Source organism: Tardiphaga sp. 20_F10_N6_6 (genome assembly GCF_052076045.1).
In the GTDB taxonomy this organism is placed as follows: domain Bacteria; phylum Pseudomonadota; class Alphaproteobacteria; order Rhizobiales; family Xanthobacteraceae; genus Tardiphaga; species Tardiphaga robiniae.
The window spans coordinates 2974762-2993324 of sequence record NZ_CP197239.1; the positions used below are offsets into that span (position 1 = coordinate 2974762).

Sequence of the window (18563 nt, forward strand, 5' to 3'; positions counted from 1 at the left end):
TTCCTTTGGATGACTGACAGTCGATCGCGCGATGCAATCAGGCGGCAATTGCGACCTGATCAAACGACATGCCGGTGAGCGCAGCTGAGACCTCCCACAGCCGCGCGCCGACGGCGGCATCCTGAGCTCGCGGCATGATCTTCGCGGGAGCCGGCGGCCCCTTCATTTCGTAGACGCCGTTCGGGCCGTAATAGCCAGCTGGCTTCGCATCGGGTGAGGTGGCTGCAAACAATGTCGGCAAGGCACCGGCGGCGGCTGAATGGCTCAGCGGACGCAGCAACCGGCTTCCGAGCCCCATCAAGCCACCGCTGCCGGGGCCGTTCGGAATGAGATCGGTGAGCGCGAAACCGGGATGCGCGGCATTGCTCATCAGACCCCAGCCTGCGGCATCGCTGCGCCGCTGCAACTCGATCGCGAAGATCAGCATCGCGAGCTTCGACTGCTGATAGGCTTTCCACGGCTTGTAGAATGTCGCGCCCTGAAGATCGTCGAAATCGATGAGGCCCGAACGATGCGCAAGACTGCTGAGATTGACCACACGCGGCGCCTTGTTGCGGCGAAGCACCGGGAGCAGACGCGCCGTGAGCGCATAGTGACCGAGATAATTGGTACCGAGCTGCATCTCGAAGCCGTCGGCGGTGGTCTGGCGCGTCGGCAGCGCCATCACGCCGGCATTATTAATCAGCAGATCAAGCGACGCATACATCGCATCGAAACGGCGTGCGAAAGTAGCGACCGAGTCCAGGCTGGCAAGATCGAGGTGCTCATAGCTGATGATCGCGTCGGGATGTCGCTCGCAGATGCGCTCGATCGCAGCGCTCCCCTTGGTGTCGCTACGGCCGGTCAGCACCACTTCGGCGCCAGCTCCCGCAAGCGCCATTGCCGTCTCGAAGCCGAGGCCACCTGTCGCCCCGGTCACCACGGCCAGTTTGCCGGTCATGGGTGGAATATGGTCGATGCTCCAGTCCGTCATGCTTATATCTCCCCAGGATCGAGAATCGTTGCGCGGCGCGGCCGCCGGACATAAATGTGCACTCAGTGCAAACTTGCAATAGGTGCAGATCGAGGATTGTTGTGACCGCCAGGATGCCGGCTAAGCCGAGGAAAACAGAAGCGGAATCGGTTGCGGCACCTGCTGCGCCGCCGACCGGCCTGCGCGAAAGGAAGCGCCAGCAGACGCGAGAGCGGCTCACCAAGGTCGCGATGGAGCTGTTTCTTAAGCGCGGTTTCGAGGAAACGACGCTGGACGACATTGCGGCCGCCGCAGAGATCTCGCGCCGCAGCTTCTTCCATTATTTCGCGTCGAAGGAAGACCTCGTGCTGGCGTGGCAGGATGCCAGCACGGATTTCCTTGTGGCCGCGATCGCCGCAAGGCCCGCAGACGAGCCGATGCTGCTGGCCGCGGAAAATGCTTTGCTCTCGATGGCACAGCAGCTCGAGAGCTCCGAGGCGATCGCCATTGCGCGATTGAAGCACGGCAATCCCGCGCTGCGCGCGCGCGACCACGTGAAATACGAAAAGATGGAGCGCGCCATCGCTGCCGCGCTCGGCAACCGCGCCAAAGACAAATCCGGGCAATTGCAGGCGCGGCTGGTCGCCATGATCACGACAGGCGCGATGCGGATCGGCGGCGAGATCTGGCTGGCGCAGGACGCAGGCGAAAGACCCGAGGCGCTTGTGAAGCGCACCTTCGGCGAGATACGGGCGATCCTCCGGGAATCGCCCGCCCGAAAAGGCAAAGCCTAGCGGCTATCGGCGGGAGATCGCCGCCCGGCGATCAGGCGAAGCCGCCGGGCATCGGGCGAAACTTCCTGATCGCAAGGAAGGTCGTGACGACGAAGAACACCAGCACGATGCCCTGAACGATCGCAAAAGGCGGCTCACTCGGCGGCACGCTCGGTGCCAGCGCATGAAGCGGCGGGACCTTCAGGAAGCTCTGGATCACCAGGACGAACACGTTGAGATAAAGCGAGATCATCGCAGTCAGCACATAAATCCAGCGCCAGCGCCCCGCCAGCTTCTGGCCATAGAGCGCCAGGCAGGCGATCGCCAGCAGCACCAGCGAAATGATGCCGATGACATGCGACGGCAGCAATTTCTCGACCGGGAAGAAGAAGCCGGTCACGCTGGTCAGGATCGTCGTCAGCAGAAACAGACCGGTCCAGCCGGGCAGCGACTTTGATTTCAGCAGGCCGACCATTGCGACCAGGCCCGCGACGATGCCGATCAGGCTGACCACCACATGAAGCAACGTGAACGTTGCCAAGCTCATTCCCAAAACCATGATGCACCCCTGCTTTAGAACCCCTCAAATCTTAGGGTGCGACACGGGAACTTGCCAATGATTTTTGGCTGACACTCATCATATACATTTGCGTGCAAGGTGCCGTTTCGTTCAAGATATTTGCGTTCGATCGATAGAGCCGCGAAATCCTACTTGTTGAGAAACTCAACCAGTTTCGGGATCACCTGATCGGGGGCTTCTTCCATCAGCCAATGGCCTGAGCCTTTGACGATAACACCGTCCACATTGCTGGCGACGAGGCGCCCCTGCTCGATCAGGAAGGACCCACCGGCCTTCTCACCGGAGAGGACCAGCATCGGCATTGGCAGTTTGGTCTTGGCAAGTTCGGCAAACTCGGCGGCATCTTTCTCAAAAGCGCGGAAGACCTCGAAACCGGCTGCCATATGGCCGGGCTTCGCATAGGCCTTGGCGTAAAACACGCGGTCCTTTTCCGGCACCGACTTCTTCGGGTCCGCGGCGAAATCATTCCAGAAGTGCTCAAGGTAAATGCGCTCGCGGCCCGCGACCAGCGCCAGCGGCGTCTTGCCGTAGAAATGGAAGTGCCAGAGGTCGCGCAACAGCCAGACATGCGTCCAGTCGCCAACACCAGGCAAAAAGGCATCCATCAACGCGATACGATCGACTTCGCTCGGATATTGCGCAGCGTAGGCATAGGCGACCATCAGGCCGATGTCGTGGCCGACAATTTTCACCTTGGGATATTTCAGGCCGACCACCAGCGCATGGATATCGCGGGCCATCGCCACCTTGGTGTAGCCATCGGCCGGCGCGTCGGAATCGCCGAAGCCACGCAGATCCGGTGCGATCACCGTATGACTGGCTGCAAGTTTTGCGATCAACGGGCGCCACATATGGCTAGTCTCGGCATAGCCATGCAGCAGCACGATCGGATCGCCCTTGCCCGCAATGAGATAATGCAGCTTGACGCCGTTGATGGTGGCGAAGCGGCTTTGCGGAGCTTGCGCTGAAGCGGATACGGGGAGAAACGGCGCTGCCAGGACGGCCAGCAGCACACCCAACAAAGCCCGGCGTCCGATCGTAAAAATGTGCATGAAGTCCCCACTGAAACGTCGCCCGCGTCGGGACGATTGTCTCAGTAGTAGCGCGGAATCGGCCCGTTGTGCGGAGTCTTTCGATCCGACAAATCGAACATGACTTCATCGACATAGCACCAGCCCCAGCCTTCGGGTGGATCGTAGCCTTCGATAATCGGATGCTTCGTGGCGTGGAAATGCTTGGTCGCGTGCTTGTTCGGGGAGTCGTCGCAGCAGCCGACGTGACCGCAGGTCCGGCAGATCCGCAAGTGCACCCACATACTGCCCGTTTTCAGGCATTCCTCGCAACCAAGTGCGCTGGGTGTCACATCGCGAATGCCGGAAATATGCGTGCAGCCTTTCGGCATGATGATCTCCCGTTATGAGCTCAAAGGGTTGGCGTGGCCGTATCGCCGAGAAAACCATGCAGCGCCGCCACCACCTGGGCGCCCTCGCCGATCGCGCCGCCGACACGCTTCACCGAACCCGAGCGCACATCACCGACCGCAAAGACACCGGACACCGACGTCTCCAGCGCCTGCACGCTGCGGCCATTGGCGGGAATGCCGGTGATGATGAAGCCATGACGATCGAGCGTGACGCCGCAGTCCGCCAGCCACTCGGTGGCGGGATCGGCGCCGACGAACAGGAACAGATTACGGATGTCAGCGCAGGACTCCTCGCCGGACAGCCGACTACGGGTACAGATCCGTTCGAGCCCCGCCTCCTGCGTCCCCTCCAGCGCCACGACTTCGGTGTTGAAGGCCAGCTCGATATTCGGTGTCGCCTCGATGCGCTCGATCAGATAGCGCGACATGCTGGCGCCGAGGCCGCCGCCGCGGATCACCATATGCACCTTGTTGGCATGGCTCGCGAGAAACACCGCCGCCTGACCTGCCGAATTGCCACCGCCGACCAGGTAGATTTCCTGCTCCCTGCAGAGCCGGGCCTCGATCGGCGACGCCCAGTACCAGACGCCGCGACCTTCGAAATCGGCGAGCCGCTCGATATCCGGCCTGCGATAGCGTGCGCCCGATGCCACCACGATGGCCTTGGCACGCATGACATCGCCATCGTCCAGCTCCAGCGCGAACAGTCCGTCCTTGCGTGAACAATCCAGCGACTTCACGGCCGCCGGGATCATGATATCGGCACCGAACTTCTGCGCCTGGTTGAAGGCACGCGCCGTGAGTGCCATCCCGGAGATACCGGTGGGGAAACCGAGATAGTTCTCGATCCGCGCACTGGCGCCGGCCTGTCCTCCGAATGACTTGGCATCGCACACCGCGATCGACAGGCCTTCGGACGCGCCATACACCGCGGTGGACAGGCCCGCAGGTCCGCTGCCGACGATGGCGACGTCATAGGTCTTGCCCTTGGCGATATGGCTGATCATGCCCATCGCGCGGGCGAGTTCAGCGAATGACGGATTGCGCAGCACCGTGCCGTCGGCCACCACCACCAGCGGCAGCTCCTCCGGCGACGGCGTATAGCGCGCGATCAGATCGGCGGCGTCCTTGTCCGTTGCGGGGTCGAGCAGATGATGCGGATAACCGTTGCGGGATAGGAAGCCCTGCAGGCGAATGACATCGCTGGAATTGGCTGCGCCGATGAAAGCCGGACCGCCAGCGCTGCCCTGCAGGAGGTTCACCCGACGCAGGATCAGCGCACGCATGATGCGCTCGCCCAGATCCGCTTCCGCGATCAGCAGTGCGCGCAGCCGTTCCGGCGGAATCAGCAGCGTCTCGACATCGCCTTCAGCATGACCGTCAACCAGCGCGACGCGGCCCGACAGTTGCGCGATCTCGGCGACGAACTGTCCGGTGCACTGATCGGCCACCGGCGTGATACGGCCGAAACCGTCGCGCTGGGTGATCGTCACATGTCCGGACAACACCACGAACATGCCGGGACCGGGCTTGCCGGTCTCGAACAGGCAATCGCCATCCTTATAATTCCGGATCTCACCGAAGCGGCGCATCCGCTCGATCTCCGCCGCCGTCAGCACGGGAAAAGTCTGATCGTGACGCGGCAGCGCCGCCCGCGGCGCGTAGGCCGGCAGCTCGGCGCTGGATGATGCCTGGGATTCTGATGACATTTAAACTCGCATGCTCACGCGGCGGACAGGTGCCATCAATCCCGATCGGGATCGACGGGTCTTGAACAGAAGTCCTGTATCTTATCGGCATCCGATGACGCCTCGACTGCGACGACATCGCCGGCCTGACTGGCGCGCCCGCGCATTTGCACCTTCCGGCGCTTGAGATTTTCACGCAGCGCCTGGCGCAGCCTGTCCTGACGGGCAGCTGCACTTTCCTTGGCGGGTTTGCTCGGCTTATCGGTCATGGCTGTCATGGTCGATCGAATGGCGTGCACAGATGCGCCAGATTGGATCCTGTGACCCCATACATAACCGCCTTCAACGGATCACGCGAGATGATCGACTTCGAGGTGATGATCCGCCCAATGAAGGCTCTGCCGGCGGCTATCGAGGCCATGGGGAACCGGATCGACTCGCCAATGGCGAAGCGCAAGGCGGCCGCAACCGCAACAGGCCGACCACACCCCTGTTATAATGATGCATTCTAAGTGCCACCCGCGCTTGCGCCGCCCGTGACCTTGTGGCAAGGATCGCCCCGCTTGGTAGGCGCCCTCGAGGCTGATTCCTGCACCCAGCATGCTGCCGTAGCTCAGTGGTAGAGCACTCCATTGGTAATGGAGAGGTCGACAGTTCAATCCTGTCTGGCAGCACCATTTTCCCCTGTTAAATCAATAAGTTTTCCCGACCGAGGCACCTGACAATCAGGCAGCGCGCGGCAGAACAGAACGCGAAATCGCGGTTCAATACGGGAATATCCGGGGTCTGTTCCCTGCCTGTTCCAATCATCCGGCATAAGCAGCCGCCGTATCACCGGACTCAAACGAACTTGGAACAGACCCCTCGCGGGGGCTGTACGCTTGTGGCTTTGAATGACGGACCAAAATCGAGACGACCGCCGCGGACCCCGCCCTAACCGGCCGGTTTTTCGTTTGGGGCACATAATGCCTCGACCCGGCCCATCGAACCGTAGTGTGACGCCAGATGCGATCAGCCGGCACGTGCCGCTCTAGCGAGAAATCGTGGAACGGTGCTGCCCGCAGCACACGAACGATTACACTCCATGCGGCAGCTTCGGAGCCGCGGCCTCTCAATGCGACAGGGAATGCGCCGCCGACGAGATATCGCCCCGCCCCTGCTTCACCAAAGCATTCATGAGTGGCAATTCGGTCGTCGACTTGATCTGCTCCATCGTGAACATCGACGACACATCATGCAGATCAATCTTGGCGATCAGCCGCTGATAAAGATCGTCGTAGGCCCGGATATCCGAGACCACAGCCCGGATCAGATAGTCCACGTCACCGCTCAGGCGATAGAAATCGACCACCTCGGGGAAGCTGACGACGATTTTCCGGAAACGCTGAACCCACTCCGCGTTATGCTGGTTCGTTCGCACGGCGATGAAAACGCTGACACCCAAATTCAGCTTATCTGCATCGAGAAGTGCAACGCGTCGCTTGATGTAGCCAGAGCTTTCGAGCTTCTGGATGCGGCGCCAACACGGCGTGGAACTCAGGCCAACGCGATCAGCCAGGTCCTGCATTGAAAGGCTGCTGTCTACCTGGAGTGCCGCGAGAATTTTGCGGTCGAGCTCGTCGAGCATAGTTGCCTCCGATGAAAGGTGTACGCAGAATATTTCTGCCGTTCATTGCCATCGTGACGCAATGCTATTGCGAGATTTGAAAGTTCGCGAGCATAAACAATTATCATCGCTGCGCATTCGAGCAGCAGGCTGGCGTCAAAAGCGACGCCTCCGCGAACGCAGTGCTAAGATGAATTCGCTACCGCGTGTCGTGATATCGGCGCGTTGATTGAACGCGTGGCCTCTTACAGTCGCTGGCCACCACTGGCATCGATCTGCTGGCCAGTGACCCAGCCCGCTTCGCCCGACGCGAGAAAGGCGACGACCCTTGCGATATCGTCGGGTTGCCCGACCCGGCCGAGCGCGATTGTCTCAGCCACTGCGCGACTGGCTACCGGATCGCGCGCGACGATGTTCATGTCGGTCGCGGTCGCACCGGGCATCACGGAATTCACCGTGATCTGTCGACCACCGAGTTGAACGGCCAGCAATCGGCCCAGCGCTTCCAGACCCGCTTTGGCCGGCGCGTAGGCGGCCATGGTCGGATAGGCCGAACGCGTCCCCATCGACGAGATATTGATGATACGGCCGCCATTGCGAAGATGCGGCATCAACGCCTTGATCAGAAAGAAAGGCGATTTCAGATTGGTCTGCAGCAGAAGGTCGAAGTCGTCCTCGGAAATATCCTCGATGGTCGCACGCTTTCCGACGCCGGCGTTGTTGACCAAAATGTCGAATGCAGGGCTGCCATAGCGCTCGGTCAGTTCGGCATCAAAATCCTCGGCCAAGGCGGCTGCGCCACCGCGTTCCGAGAGATCGGCCTTGATGGCAAAGGCATTGCCGCCAGCGGCGGAGATGGCCGTCACCGTCGCATTCGCGGCATCGACCGAGGCGTTGTAATGAACCGCAACGGTTGCGCCGTTCTTCGCCAAGCGAAGCGCGATAGCCTGACCGATCCCCCGACTCGCGCCAGTGACCAGCGCGATTTTTCCTGCCAGCCCGCTCATGCGGACCAGCCGTGACTGGCTTCCAGGCTCCGCGCCCTGTCGATCAGCGCCTTGCGATCGATCTTGTTCGTGCCCGCCCAAGGCAGTTCGTGGACGAACTCAACCCGCCGCGGGTGCTGATATGCCGGACCATTGGCGATCGCGAACTGACGGATGTCGTCGAAGCTCGGCGTGGGCTGCTCGCGCGTGACAATAAACGCAACCGGCACCTGGCTCCGTTCCTCGTCGGGCAACGGCACTACTGCCGCCTGCTGGATCTGCGGGTGACGCTCCAACAGCTTTTCGACTTCGCCCGGATAGATATTTTCGCCGGAGCAGACAAACATGTCGTCGGCACGGCCTACGAAGAAATAGAAGCCGTTGGCATCGCGGCGCATCACATCGCCACTGTAATACCAACCATCGGTCAGCACCTTGGCGGTCTGCTGCGGCAGATTGTGATAGTGATCCAGCACTGCTGGATTCCGCATCAACAGCACGCCTTCATTCTCGGTACCATTGACGAGCCGGACATCTTCCAGACGGATCGGATAACCTAGCCCCAAAGGCGGCGTCGGAATCTTGTCGGGATGCGGACCGAACACGGCCGGCCCTGCTTCAGTCGTACCATAGCCCATCGTCATTACGACGTTCGGCAGCGCCTGCTTGATCCTGTCCCACAGACCCATGGTCATCGGCGACGACCCAAGCATCAGGCGACGAACCGAGGTGATATCATTCTTCGCTAGCAGTTCCGTTTCCTTGACGACACGAGCCCACATGGTGGGAACGGCCGTGGCGGCGGTCACCTTGTACTTGGCGATGGCCTCAATATAGCTGCGGGTCTCGAACGACGGCAGCACCACCACAGATGCATTCTGAGCGAAGATCGTTTTGATAGCGAACAGGCCATTCATGTGAAACAGCGGCTGCGCGATGATGTAGCGATCATCCTGATTGAGCGCACCGCTGGTCCGCGTCGAGATCGCCCAAAGCTGGCCGTAATGCGATAGCGGTACGCCTTTGGGGCGGCCGGTGGAGCCGGAGGTGTAGAGCATCTGCCCGACCTCTTCCCGCGTCGTCTCGACGGCGGTGAACGAGGCAGGCTTGATGGTCGTAGCAAAGCCGCTTGGGCCGTTATCGTCGAAATTGATGACGGGAATGTCGTCGCGCACCATCGGCCGATTGGCGTTGTCGACGAAGGCCAGCGCGATCTTCGCGTCGTCCATCACAAAATCGACCGTATCGCGCGCAGCCTTGATATTGACCGGAACAGCGATGCATCCGGCGCGCATGATGCCGAAATAGCACATGATGTATTCGGCGCGATTAAGCGACAGGATCGCGACATGCGTGCCGCGCTTGTAACCACTATCGACAAGATACTGGGCGACCCCGTTTGCCATCTCGTCGATCTGACGGTGCGTGTAGCGCCTGGGATGCGCGGGATCGATCAGATCGATGACCGCCTCCCGATCAAGGTCACCGCTGCGATCGATCAGGTCACCGAGATTATTCCACCGCATTGGCAATGCTCCACTTCTGAGAACTCAATTGGCCACCCGCGCGACACGCGGCAGCGCCGCGGGTTGTTCAAGCAGATCGTAGTGACAGGCCACCTTGCGGCCATCGGAGACAGCGCGCAGCATCGGTCGCTCCTCGCGGCAAAGCGCCTGAGCGTAGGGGCAGCGCGTATTGAAGCTGCAGCCTGGCGGCGGATTGAGCGGGCTGGGCAACTCACCCTGCAGCACGCTGCGGGTGCGGCTGCGTGCGGTGCGCGGATCGGCGATCGGCGCGGCGGCAAGCAATGCCTCCGTATAAGGATGCGCCGGTCTATCCCAGACGTCCTCGCTGCGGCCTGTTTCGACGATCCGACCGAGATACATCACGATCAGCCGGTCCGAAATATGCTCGACGACCGAGAGATCGTGCGAGATGAACAGATACGACACGCCCGTTGCCTGCTGGAGGTCCTCAAGCAGATTGATGACCTGCGCGCGCACCGAAACGTCCAGCGCAGATACCGGCTCGTCGCAGATGATTACCTTGGGCTTGAGCGCAAGTGCACGCGCAATGCCGAGACGCTGGCGCTGGCCGCCAGAGAACTCATGCGGATAGCGCCGCATCGCATCGGCCGGTAGGCCCACCTGTCCCATCAGCTCAATGACACGATCCTTGATATCACGGCGCGACCAGCCGGCGACGCTGAGCGGTTGCCCGACGATGGTGCCGACGTCGTGGCGTGGATTGAGCGATCCATAAGGATCTTGGAAGATCATCTGCATCGACTTCCGCGAGGCCTTCAACGCGCCTGCCTGCATCCGCGTGACATCGTCACCATCGAGGAAGACGCGTCCGTCGGACGTCGGCACCAGGCGCATGATCGCCTTGCCGAGCGTGGACTTGCCGCAGCCGGATTCCCCTACCAGCCCGACAGTCTCGCCGGGCTCCAGGTCGAAACTCACATCGTCGACCGCCCGCACGACGCCCTGTGCGCTCTGGTATTGGACACAGAGACTAAGCACCGATAGTAGCGGCATCGCGCGATAACTCCTTCTCGGCAGCAAAACAGGCGGCGGAACGGTGCGGTAGCAACGGCGCCAGCTGTGGTCGCTCGGCACGGCAGCGATCGAGTACATCGGGACAACGGTTCTGGAAGGCGCAGCCCTGCGGCAAATCGGACAGCGCCGGCACGTTGCCCGTAATTTCGACGAGACGACTGCCACGTCGGCGCTGTGCCGACGGCGTCGCCCCCAGCAGCCCCCGCGTGTAGCGATGCAGCGGCCGCTCGAACAAAGCCTCCACCGGCGCTTCCTCGACTTTGCGGCCGGCATACATCACGGCCACCCGGTCGGCGACTTCGGCAACCACGCCGAGATCATGGGTGATAATGATAAGGCCCATATCGGATGAGGACTGCAACTCCTTCATCAGTTCGATGATCTGCGCCTGGATAGTAACGTCGAGCGCAGTGGTCGGCTCGTCGGCGATCAGGAGCTTTGGCCCACAAGCAATCGCCATGGCGATCATGACACGCTGGCTCATGCCACCAGACATCTGGTGCGGATAATCGTTGAAGCGGCGTTCCGCATCCGGGATACGCACCCGGCGCAGCAACTCGACCGCGCGGTCTCTCGCCTCGTGACGCGACACGTCATTGTGGCGCCTGATTGCCTCGATCAGCTGATCCCCGACCGCGACCACAGGGTTCAGCGATGTCATCGGATCCTGGAAGATCATCGAGATGTCCTTGCCGCGAACCCGCTGCATCTCGCGCTCGGACATGGCAGCGAGATCACGCCCCATGAAGCGGACGGCGCCCCCGACGATCTTTGCCGGCGGGTTCGGCAACAACCGCATGATCGCCAGCGCCGTCAACGACTTGCCACAGCCGGATTCACCGACGATGGCGAGAGTCTCGCCGGCCGAGACTGTCAGCGACAGACCATCGACCGCAGGCAATACGCCGCGGCGGGTGAACAACGATACCTGCAGGTTCTCAATGGAGAGGATTGGCGCTGGACCGGCTTTGCTGCCCATGATCATCTCAGCGATCCCGCAGTTTGGGGTTAAGCGCATCGTTGAGGCCATCGCCTACAAGGTTGAGCGCCAGCACAGTGAGCATGATCGCAAGACCCGGCACTGCGCAGATGTACCAGGACGAGCGAATGAGCGTCCGGCCGTCCCCGATCAGCTGTCCCCAACTGGTGACATTGGGATCGCCGAGCCCGAGGAATGCCACAGCGGACTCGAACAGAACGGCCCCGGCAACGACCAGCGATGACAGCACGATCACCGGCGGCAGTGCATTCGGCAGTATCTCGCCGAACATGATCCGTAGACTGCCCATCCCCATGGCGCGGCAGGCCTGCACGAATTCGCGATCGCGCAGCGACATGAACTCGGCACGCGTCAGCCGTGCGATCGGCGTCCAGGTCACGACACCCACGGCGATGGTGACATATTCGATCTTCTGCCCGAGGATCGACACGATTGTCAGCACGAAGATCAGGTTCGGGATGGTCTGGAACAATTCGGTCAGGCGCATCAGCAGCTCATCGACCCAGCCGCCGACATAGGCCGCGGTGGCGCCAACGGTGATGCCGATCATGGTGGCGGTCAGGCTGGCGCAGAGCCCGATCAGAAGCGTGGTGCGGGCGCCGTGGGCAATCATCGCTGCAATATCACGACCCAGAGAATCCGTGCCAAGCGGATAACGCGACGACATGAAGGGCCAGATCTCCGGCCGCCCGACAATACGAAGCGGGTTGCGCGGGAACCACCATGGCGCGGCAATAGCAACACCGACGACGACCAGGACGAGAAACAGACCGACCAGCGCCGCGCGGTTGCGGGCGAAGCGCCGGGCGAAGTCGAAGAACAATGTCAGCATGATCTACCTCGCCTTGATCCGGGGATCGAGCCGCAGATACAGCAGATCGACGGTCGCGTTGCAGACCGCGACCAGCAGCGAACCGAGGATGAGCACACCGAGCACCATGGGAAAATTGCGACTCATCACGCTGTCGAACAGCAGGCTGCCGATGCCGGGCCAACTGAACACGGCCTCGATGACGACGCTGCCGCCGAGCATGGTGCCAAGCTGCAGTCCGAGCAGCGTGACGATCGGCAACATCGCGTTGCGCATCACATGTGCCAGGACCACACGACCGCCCGACAGGCCTTTGGCACGCGCCGTCCGCACGAAATCCAGCCGGGCCACCTCCAACATTGAGGCCCGCATCACGCGCGCGAAGGTCGCAGCGTAGAACAGTCCTAGTGCCGTTGCGGGAAGGACGAGATGATGCATCACATCCAGAACGGCACCGAAGGCACTTTCGTCGACGCCGATGGTGCGCATGCCGCCCACCGGAAACCAGCCGAGCTTCACCGCAAACATCACCGTCATCATGATGCCAAGCCAGAAGCTCGGTGCAGCGAAGAAGAATACCGCACCGAGCGAGATCAGATTATCCCAGATTGTGTTGACCTTGATCGACGCCAGCACGCCGGCCGTGACGCCAACGAGCAAAGCAATTCCGATTGCCGCCAGCATCAGGATCAAGGTCGCCGGAAGCTGCTGCATGATCACATCAAACACCGGCGCGTTCTGCCGGTACGAATAGCCGAGATCGAGCCGCATCACCGACCAGATATATTTTGCAAGCTGCACCGACACCGGCTGATCGACGCCGTAGGTGTGACGCAGCTGATCCAGCATCTTCGGATCGGTGATCTGCTGCTCGGACGTCATGACGTCAAACAGACTCCCCGGCGCCAGATGGATCAGAACAAAATTCATCACAATGACCGCGAAGATCAGCGGAATGATTTGCACGAGCCTGCGGATGATGATGCGACGCACGTTTGCCTCCGCTCTCAGCGGTCCAGCCAGACCTCGGCCCAGCTTTCGCCCATGAAGTCCGCTGTCAGCGAATGATCGCGAACATCAGAACGAGCGATCGTCACGGGTTCAAGGTCGACCATCGGAAGGACCGGCGCGTCGCTCGCTGCGAGTTTGTCAAACTCGTGCACCAGGGATACGCGCTTCTTCTCATCGGTCTCGATCGCCATCTTGCTGACGGTCTCGTCCATCTTTGGATTGGAATAGCCGGTGGCGTTGCGGAAGGCTGCCCCCTTCACGATACCATCGGTGGTGTAGTATTGCGTTGTCTGCGGGATCGGCTCGATGCTGGCTGAATTATTCGATACCGCGACGTCATAGTCATAGTCGGTGTAGATGCGTTTCAGCGAGGTCGCGCGATCGGGGATCGCCAGATCGACGGTGATGTCGACGTCCTCGAACGCCTGCTTCAGGTACTGACCGATCTTGACGTTTTCCTCGAACCACCCGGCCGATACCAGGCTCATCTTGAATCGCGAGCCGGATTTCACCGGATAGCCGGCAGCATCAAGCAACGCCGCGGCCTTTTTGACGTCGAACGGATAATCCTGGACGTCCTTGGTGAAGAAGATCGAATTCGAGAAGTGGAGCGCGCCAAGCGAGGGACGCGCGCGACCGAAGAAAACCGTATCCGCGATGAAGCTGCGATCGATCGCATGAAGCAGGGCCTGACGCACCTCGCGCTTCTTGAAGATCTCGCGACGCTGGTTGAACTCGACACTCGTGATCCACGCCGAATTCGAATAGCCCTTGGTCTCGGCAACGAACTTTTTGGTTGCCGTCAGGCGCGCGATGTCCGGCGCAGGAATCGGATTGAACGTGCCTATATCAAGCTGGCCAGCCTCGAACGCGGCCGACCGCGACGCCGGATCTCGCCACCAGCGGATCACCAGCTTGTCGAGATAGGGCAGGCCCGAATTCCAGTAATTGTCATTGCGGGCATATTCGACATGACTGCCACGCACCCACTCCTTGACCTTGAACGGACCGGTGCCGATCGGCGTGTTGTTGATCGGGTTCGTAATGATGTTCGACCCGTCATAGATATGCTTGGGAATGACGAGACCGGCCTTGCCGGCCAGCACGGACTTGAGAAAGAACTCTGGCACCGGCACTTTGAATTTCAGCACCACGGTCAGCGGATCCACGGCCTCCGCGGTCAGCAGAGCATCGAGCGTGACGCCAGCGGAGATCGGCTTCCAGTATTGGATCGCATTGAAGACCAGATCGTCCGAGGTCAGCGGCTTGCCGTCATGCCAGGTGACGTTCGGACGTAGCTTGATCGTGTAGCTGCGGAAATCCTCTGCCGGTTCGATCCCGAGAGCCAGCACCGGCTCGAATTTGAGGTCGGCGGTCAGGCGGATCAGCCGCTCGAACACCTTGGTCGACGTGAAATACGGACTGGAGCCGCCCCCCGCTGGAACGAACAGCGATTGCGGCTCAAATCCGCCCCACGTGCCGACCAGCGTGCCGCCGCGCTTCGGCGTGGCCGTTGCAGCACTGGAAGAGCCGGCGAAGCCGGACGCCAAAGCAGCACCGGCTGTCGTCATCAAAAAATCACGTCTGCTAAAACCGCTCATTGTTCTTCCTTTGTTGCAAACAGGAACCGGCCCCGTCGCCCGCTCCTGCTATTTTGCTTAAAGCGTGGAATAGGTGCCCCGGCCGATGGCGAGCAGCGCCCCCTTTTCGTCAAACACATCGACGTCAGCGACACCGACGCTCTTGCCGGCACGGCGCACCCGCGACACGGCGACCAAGGCGGTATCAACAGCCGGCTTCAGGTAATCGACCCGGAAGTTCACGGTCGGAAGGCCGCGCCCGACCATCATGCCGACGGCGAAATCGCCGACTGTGTCAATGACCGAGGCAATGACGCCGCCATGCCATTGCTTGGAGCCCGGCCGACGTTCGAATTCCGGCCGCATCGGCGACCGCATCGTCACTTCCTGCATTGCCGGATCGGCCTTGATCACCTCAAGGCCGAGAAACAGGTTGAACGGCGAAACGTCCAGCATCTGCTGAATCTCGGCAGCTGTCAGTGTCTTGACGTCGGGCTTGCTCACGGCGTCACCACGACTTTGCCGAAGACCGCACGGTCCTCGATGACGCGCACCGCTTCCTTCGCTTCTTCCAGCGGATAGGTCTTGTCGATCAGAACCTGCAGCTTCTTGGCTGCGACGAGATCGAACAGCTTGGTGATATCGTCACGTTCCCAGCCGTTGGAGCCCTTGATCTCCAGTTCGAAGGTCCAGATGAAGCGAAGATCTTCAGTAGGCGAGTAGCCGGCAGTCGCGCCGCAGGTCAGAATGCGGCCGCCGAGCTTCAGGCAACGCAGCGATTTGACCCAGGTATCACCGCCGGTGAAATTGACGACGACATCGACACCGCCGCCTTCGACGAAACGACGGCGATGCGGCTTGCCGTGGCGCTCATAGATCGTCTTCATGAAGTCGGACTGCGTGTAGAGGATGATCTCGTCCGCGCCGAGCTCCGTGAGCCGCTTGCCCTTCTCCTCGCTGCCGGCACAGGCGATCACGTAAGCGCCGGCCAGCTTGGCGAGCTGGACACAGCACACGCCGACGCCGCCGCTGGCGCCGAGGATCAGGACCTTCTCGCCGGCCTTAATCTGGCCGATGGTGTTCATCATGCGGATAGCAGTGCCATAGGCGACCGGCAACGCGGCGGCCTGCTCGAAGCTGACACCTTCCGGAATCTTGACGAGCTGATGCGCCTTGGCGCGGCAGAATTCGGCGAGTCCGCCATCCTGCGTCTCGCCCATCAGACCGCCTTCGACGCGGTTGACCGGATCGATCAGCACGCGATCACCGATGTTCCAACCAGTGACGCCCGCGCCAAGTTCTGTGATCTCGCCGACCACATCGAGGCCAACGATGACAGGCAGCGGCACCTTGATGCCGGGCATACCACGGCGAGTGAAGACGTCGTGATAATTGATCGACGATGCCCGCACGCGGATGACAACGTCGCCCTCGCCGGCCTTTGGCGTCGGATAATCCGCCGTAAATTGCAGCTTATCGTTATCGCCGTGTTCGTGAAGGACAACTGCTCGCATGGTCTGTTTCGCTCCGTTGGTTCAGGCTGCGGCGGAAAGGGACCAGCTCGCCAGCCCCTCTACCGCCTGTTGGGTGATTGAAATCGCTTGTTCGGTAGTCTCTTCGCGCCAGTGCGACGACACCGGGACGAAACAGTCATGCAGGTCCGCGCGCAGCATGCGAACGCGCTCACTGTCTTTCTCGGCCTTGAACTTCAGCCAGAGATCGAGCTGCAGGGCGCGACGAACCTTGGTGCCGCGCGTGCCAAATTCGATCACTGCGCCGACCATCGGTCGCGCCCCGAGGAATCTGGTCGTGCCGTGAAACACGAGGCCCTGATAATTGGGCCGCGCAAAGTGGTTCGGCTTCTGGCCGACGATGCGGTCACGACCCCACCAGCGCACGGCTTCCGCATGAAGCGCACCACCTTCAGGGTTGAAGCAGAGAAAGAAGGACTCGCCGAAATCACCGATGCCTGTATGCCAATCGATGAAGCCGACGCGCTCGGCCGCGCCGAGATGATCGGCGACGATGGCCTCCAGAGTCAGATTGGACCATTCGCGCCCGGAACCACCGTAATTGGAGCCATCCGGGAAGTCGTACTGCCCGCGCGCCAGCGTATCGAACAGACCGTCGTCACCATGCGCGTCCTTGAAGGCTTCCACGGCGTCGGCGTAGATCTGCAGGGCTGCCGGCGTCCAGTCCTCCGGAAGGAGATGCGGATAAAGCTTCGCATAGCCCGGATTGGCCGGACGGGGAGCGGCGAAATCGATGAAGTTGCGATTGAGATCGACATTGTTTTCAGTGGTCCGCGTACCCCAGGCAAAGCCGTAGGGATTGATCGCGTGAACGAAGAGAATCGACACGCCGCGCGGAAGAGCGCGTGCAAAATTGCTCTGCATCCAGCCGATCTGCGCCGCCGAACCGCTGAGGCCTTCGAGGCCGTGCGTACCGCTGAGGATCACCAGTTGCGAAGCTGCGCGCGGATCGCCGAGCCGCGCCACATCGATGCACAGATCCTGGCCATTCGGACCCTTGAGCGCCGGATGGGTGTAGGTGGTCAACGCAGCGCCGACGTCATTCGCAGCGTTGCGAAACTTCACGCGCGCGCCGTCATAGTCGAGCGCAAAACTCCGAGTGAAATCATTGGGGAGCGCTACCATCACGCCGTGAACCCCAGAGCGACATTGGCTGCGTCGGCATGCGACACAATGATGCCGTCAGCATAGGGCTTGAAGGAAACGCCGGCCGCATCGAACACGGCGCGCGGCGTGTCGAGCGACGCGACCTTGAACACCAGCGCGACCATGCGATCAGTGCCATCCTCGCTGGCAAGCGCCGCACCGGCATAGCGATCCGCGACCGCTGCAGGATCGAGCACGACAATCGTTGCGGCACCGGCATTGAACGAAAAGCCGCCATCCGTCGGCGTCAGAAGCGGTGCGCCGAACATGCGTTCATAGAGCGCTGCAGTTCGCGCCGGCTGGTGCGAGGCGATGACAAATTCGACGATTTCAGTGGCACCATTGGCATGCGTCTGCCATTCAGGGCGCCACACCAGTTCCGGCGTATCATGATGGCAGAAGAACGTGCGGCCGTTTTGCACTTCGTCGCCCGCCACGCGGATGACCTTGAAACGCGCGTCTTGGGCGCCGCCCGGCAATTCGACCGGCCGCGCGAAGCTCATTGGCTCCATGACGGGAACGGCGTTGTCCTTCAGTGTCGCATAAACCAGATCGGCATCGACAGACTTGAAAACCAGACCGCTCAATCCTGGTGGATGCGCCCAGAGATCAGCACGCATCGTTTCGCGCCCCGGCAGATAGCCAAGCAATTCGAGATAGTTCGTGCCGAAGATCGCCAGGTTATTACTGGAGCCGAGCGTATGGTGACCGCGCTCCGTCAACTGAAAGCCGAGGCGAGTATATTGCGCAGCAGCCTCATCAAGCTGGCCCATCACGTCAATGACAACGTGATCGAGGACCGGCGAGATCTTCCGTTGCACGGTACGCATATCACTCATACGAAAGCCTCATTGCCTTCCAGGTTAGGGAGACCAGCAAGATCGATGCCAATCCAAAGATCAATCACGCCGATG

The 18563-nt window shown here is 61.1% G+C and carries 20 protein-coding genes and 1 tRNA gene; 3 read left to right on the forward strand and 18 right to left on the reverse strand.

Annotated features, from left to right (window positions below; genetic code table 11):
* Positions 1-37: 37 nt before the first annotated feature.
* Positions 38-973, reverse strand: a complete 936-nt coding sequence (locus AB7813_RS14385; RefSeq protein ID WP_089266097.1) for an SDR family oxidoreductase — start codon at positions 971-973, stop codon at positions 38-40.
* Positions 974-1074: 101 nt separating this feature from the next.
* On the opposite strand from AB7813_RS14385, the gene AB7813_RS14390 reads away from it, so the two are divergent.
* Entirely contained in the window at positions 1075-1746 is a 672-nt protein-coding gene (locus tag AB7813_RS14390) for a TetR/AcrR family transcriptional regulator (RefSeq protein ID WP_244628296.1), read from the forward strand.
* Between the two features lie 31 nt (positions 1747-1777).
* On the opposite strand, the gene AB7813_RS14395 is transcribed toward AB7813_RS14390, so the two are convergent.
* The 5 genes from AB7813_RS14395 to AB7813_RS14415 all read right to left on the reverse strand — a co-directional run bounded on the left by AB7813_RS14395 (position 1778) and on the right by AB7813_RS14415 (position 5694).
* Positions 1778-2284 carry a hypothetical protein gene (locus tag AB7813_RS14395; protein ID WP_093756961.1) on the reverse strand — a complete coding sequence of 169 codons (507 nt, stop codon included), beginning with the start codon at positions 2282-2284 and terminating at the stop codon, positions 1778-1780.
* A 149-nt stretch (positions 2285-2433) separates the two neighbouring features.
* Positions 2434-3357 carry an alpha/beta fold hydrolase gene (locus AB7813_RS14400; RefSeq protein WP_439064893.1) on the reverse strand — a complete coding sequence of 308 codons (924 nt, stop codon included), beginning with the start codon at positions 3355-3357 and terminating at the stop codon, positions 2434-2436.
* A 41-nt stretch (positions 3358-3398) separates the two neighbouring features.
* Complete coding sequence (locus AB7813_RS14405; RefSeq protein WP_092145281.1) at positions 3399-3707, reverse strand: UBP-type zinc finger domain-containing protein; 309 nt, start codon at positions 3705-3707, stop codon at positions 3399-3401.
* Between the two features lie 20 nt (positions 3708-3727).
* Positions 3728-5437 carry an FAD-dependent oxidoreductase gene (locus AB7813_RS14410; protein ID WP_439084154.1) on the reverse strand — a complete coding sequence of 570 codons (1710 nt, stop codon included), beginning with the start codon at positions 5435-5437 and terminating at the stop codon, positions 3728-3730.
* A 35-nt stretch (positions 5438-5472) separates the two neighbouring features.
* On the reverse strand, positions 5473-5694 hold the full coding sequence (locus AB7813_RS14415; protein ID WP_439084153.1) for a hypothetical protein: 222 nt from the start codon (positions 5692-5694) through the stop codon (positions 5473-5475).
* An 81-nt stretch (positions 5695-5775) separates the two neighbouring features.
* Between AB7813_RS14415 and AB7813_RS14420 the strand changes: the two genes are divergently transcribed.
* Both AB7813_RS14420 and AB7813_RS14425 read left to right on the forward strand, forming a co-directional pair.
* On the forward strand, positions 5776-5928 hold the full coding sequence (locus AB7813_RS14420; RefSeq protein WP_439072914.1) for a hypothetical protein: 153 nt from the start codon (positions 5776-5778) through the stop codon (positions 5926-5928).
* A 90-nt stretch (positions 5929-6018) separates the two neighbouring features.
* Positions 6019-6093 (forward strand) — tRNA-Thr (locus AB7813_RS14425).
* Positions 6094-6527: 434 nt separating this feature from the next.
* Here AB7813_RS14425 and AB7813_RS14430 read toward each other — a convergent pair.
* From AB7813_RS14430 to AB7813_RS14485, 12 genes are all read right to left on the reverse strand, one after another.
* The gene (locus tag AB7813_RS14430) at positions 6528-7043 is read right to left on the reverse strand and encodes an Lrp/AsnC family transcriptional regulator (protein WP_089266090.1); all 516 of its coding nucleotides are present in this window, start codon (positions 7041-7043) and stop codon (positions 6528-6530) included.
* Positions 7044-7267: 224 nt separating this feature from the next.
* The gene (locus AB7813_RS14435) at positions 7268-8029 is read right to left on the reverse strand and encodes an SDR family NAD(P)-dependent oxidoreductase (protein ID WP_439084152.1); all 762 of its coding nucleotides are present in this window, start codon (positions 8027-8029) and stop codon (positions 7268-7270) included.
* Positions 8026-9534, reverse strand: a complete 1509-nt coding sequence (locus tag AB7813_RS14440; RefSeq protein WP_439084151.1) for a class I adenylate-forming enzyme family protein — start codon at positions 9532-9534, stop codon at positions 8026-8028. The genes AB7813_RS14435 and AB7813_RS14440 overlap by 4 nt, the downstream gene beginning before the upstream one ends.
* 24 nt (positions 9535-9558) lie before the next feature.
* A complete protein-coding gene (locus tag AB7813_RS14445; protein ID WP_439084150.1) occupies positions 9559-10548 on the reverse strand; it encodes an ABC transporter ATP-binding protein in 990 nt (329 codons plus the stop codon).
* Positions 10526-11548 carry an ABC transporter ATP-binding protein gene (locus AB7813_RS14450; RefSeq protein WP_439084272.1) on the reverse strand — a complete coding sequence of 341 codons (1023 nt, stop codon included), beginning with the start codon at positions 11546-11548 and terminating at the stop codon, positions 10526-10528. Before AB7813_RS14450 ends, AB7813_RS14445 begins: the two co-directional genes overlap by 23 nt.
* A 7-nt stretch (positions 11549-11555) precedes the next feature.
* Complete coding sequence (locus AB7813_RS14455; protein ID WP_439084149.1) at positions 11556-12401, reverse strand: ABC transporter permease; 846 nt, start codon at positions 12399-12401, stop codon at positions 11556-11558.
* A 3-nt stretch (positions 12402-12404) separates the two neighbouring features.
* Complete coding sequence (locus AB7813_RS14460; protein ID WP_439064900.1) at positions 12405-13373, reverse strand: ABC transporter permease; 969 nt, start codon at positions 13371-13373, stop codon at positions 12405-12407.
* A gap of 14 nt (positions 13374-13387) precedes the next feature.
* Complete coding sequence (locus AB7813_RS14465; RefSeq protein ID WP_439084147.1) at positions 13388-14962, reverse strand: ABC transporter substrate-binding protein; 1575 nt, start codon at positions 14960-14962, stop codon at positions 13388-13390.
* 87 nt (positions 14963-15049) lie between these two features.
* Positions 15050-15475: a PaaI family thioesterase gene (locus AB7813_RS14470; RefSeq protein ID WP_439084146.1), complete on the reverse strand. Its 426-nt coding sequence runs from the start codon at positions 15473-15475 to the stop codon at positions 15050-15052.
* Positions 15472-16485 (reverse strand): quinone oxidoreductase family protein, encoded by a 1014-nt coding sequence (locus AB7813_RS14475; protein WP_439084145.1) that lies wholly within the window; start codon positions 16483-16485, stop codon positions 15472-15474. Before AB7813_RS14475 ends, AB7813_RS14470 begins: the two co-directional genes overlap by 4 nt.
* Positions 16486-16506: 21 nt before the next feature.
* The gene (locus AB7813_RS14480; protein WP_439084271.1) at positions 16507-17628 is read right to left on the reverse strand and encodes a M14 family metallopeptidase; all 1122 of its coding nucleotides are present in this window, start codon (positions 17626-17628) and stop codon (positions 16507-16509) included.
* Positions 17628-18488, reverse strand: a complete 861-nt coding sequence (locus AB7813_RS14485) for a VOC family protein (RefSeq protein WP_439084144.1) — start codon at positions 18486-18488, stop codon at positions 17628-17630. Before AB7813_RS14485 ends, AB7813_RS14480 begins: the two co-directional genes overlap by 1 nt.
* Positions 18489-18563: the final 75 nt, after the last annotated feature.

Excerpts from the sequence above, each read along its gene's own strand:
- AB7813_RS14475 (WP_439084145.1), bottom strand. The coding sequence starts at position 16,485 with ATGCGAGCAGTTGTCCTTCACGAACACGGCGATAACGATAAGCTGCAA.
- AB7813_RS14415 (WP_439084153.1), bottom strand. The coding sequence starts at position 5,694 with ATGACAGCCATGACCGATAAGCCGAGCAAACCCGCCAAGGAAAGTGCA.
- AB7813_RS14465 (WP_439084147.1), bottom strand. The coding sequence starts at position 14,962 with ATGACGACAGCCGGTGCTGCTTTGGCGTCCGGCTTCGCCGGCTCTTCC.
- AB7813_RS14420 (WP_439072914.1), top strand. The coding sequence starts at position 5,776 with ATGATCGACTTCGAGGTGATGATCCGCCCAATGAAGGCTCTGCCGGCG.
- AB7813_RS14450 (WP_439084272.1), bottom strand. The coding sequence starts at position 11,548 with ATGGGCAGCAAAGCCGGTCCAGCGCCAATCCTCTCCATTGAGAACCTG.
- AB7813_RS14455 (WP_439084149.1), bottom strand. The coding sequence starts at position 12,401 with ATGCTGACATTGTTCTTCGACTTCGCCCGGCGCTTCGCCCGCAACCGC.
- AB7813_RS14410 (WP_439084154.1), bottom strand. The coding sequence starts at position 5,437 with ATGTCATCAGAATCCCAGGCATCATCCAGCGCCGAGCTGCCGGCCTAC.
- AB7813_RS14435 (WP_439084152.1), bottom strand. The coding sequence starts at position 8,029 with ATGAGCGGGCTGGCAGGAAAAATCGCGCTGGTCACTGGCGCGAGTCGG.
- AB7813_RS14400 (WP_439064893.1), bottom strand. The coding sequence starts at position 3,357 with ATGCACATTTTTACGATCGGACGCCGGGCTTTGTTGGGTGTGCTGCTG.
- AB7813_RS14445 (WP_439084150.1), bottom strand. The coding sequence starts at position 10,548 with ATGCCGCTACTATCGGTGCTTAGTCTCTGTGTCCAATACCAGAGCGCA.
- AB7813_RS14405 (WP_092145281.1), bottom strand. The coding sequence starts at position 3,707 with ATGCCGAAAGGCTGCACGCATATTTCCGGCATTCGCGATGTGACACCC.
- AB7813_RS14395 (WP_093756961.1), bottom strand. The coding sequence starts at position 2,284 with ATGGTTTTGGGAATGAGCTTGGCAACGTTCACGTTGCTTCATGTGGTG.
- AB7813_RS14440 (WP_439084151.1), bottom strand. The coding sequence starts at position 9,534 with ATGCGGTGGAATAATCTCGGTGACCTGATCGATCGCAGCGGTGACCTT.
- AB7813_RS14485 (WP_439084144.1), bottom strand. The coding sequence starts at position 18,488 with ATGAGTGATATGCGTACCGTGCAACGGAAGATCTCGCCGGTCCTCGAT.
- AB7813_RS14480 (WP_439084271.1), bottom strand. The coding sequence starts at position 17,628 with ATGGTAGCGCTCCCCAATGATTTCACTCGGAGTTTTGCGCTCGACTAT.
- AB7813_RS14430 (WP_089266090.1), bottom strand. The coding sequence starts at position 7,043 with ATGCTCGACGAGCTCGACCGCAAAATTCTCGCGGCACTCCAGGTAGAC.
- AB7813_RS14385 (WP_089266097.1), bottom strand. The coding sequence starts at position 973 with ATGACGGACTGGAGCATCGACCATATTCCACCCATGACCGGCAAACTG.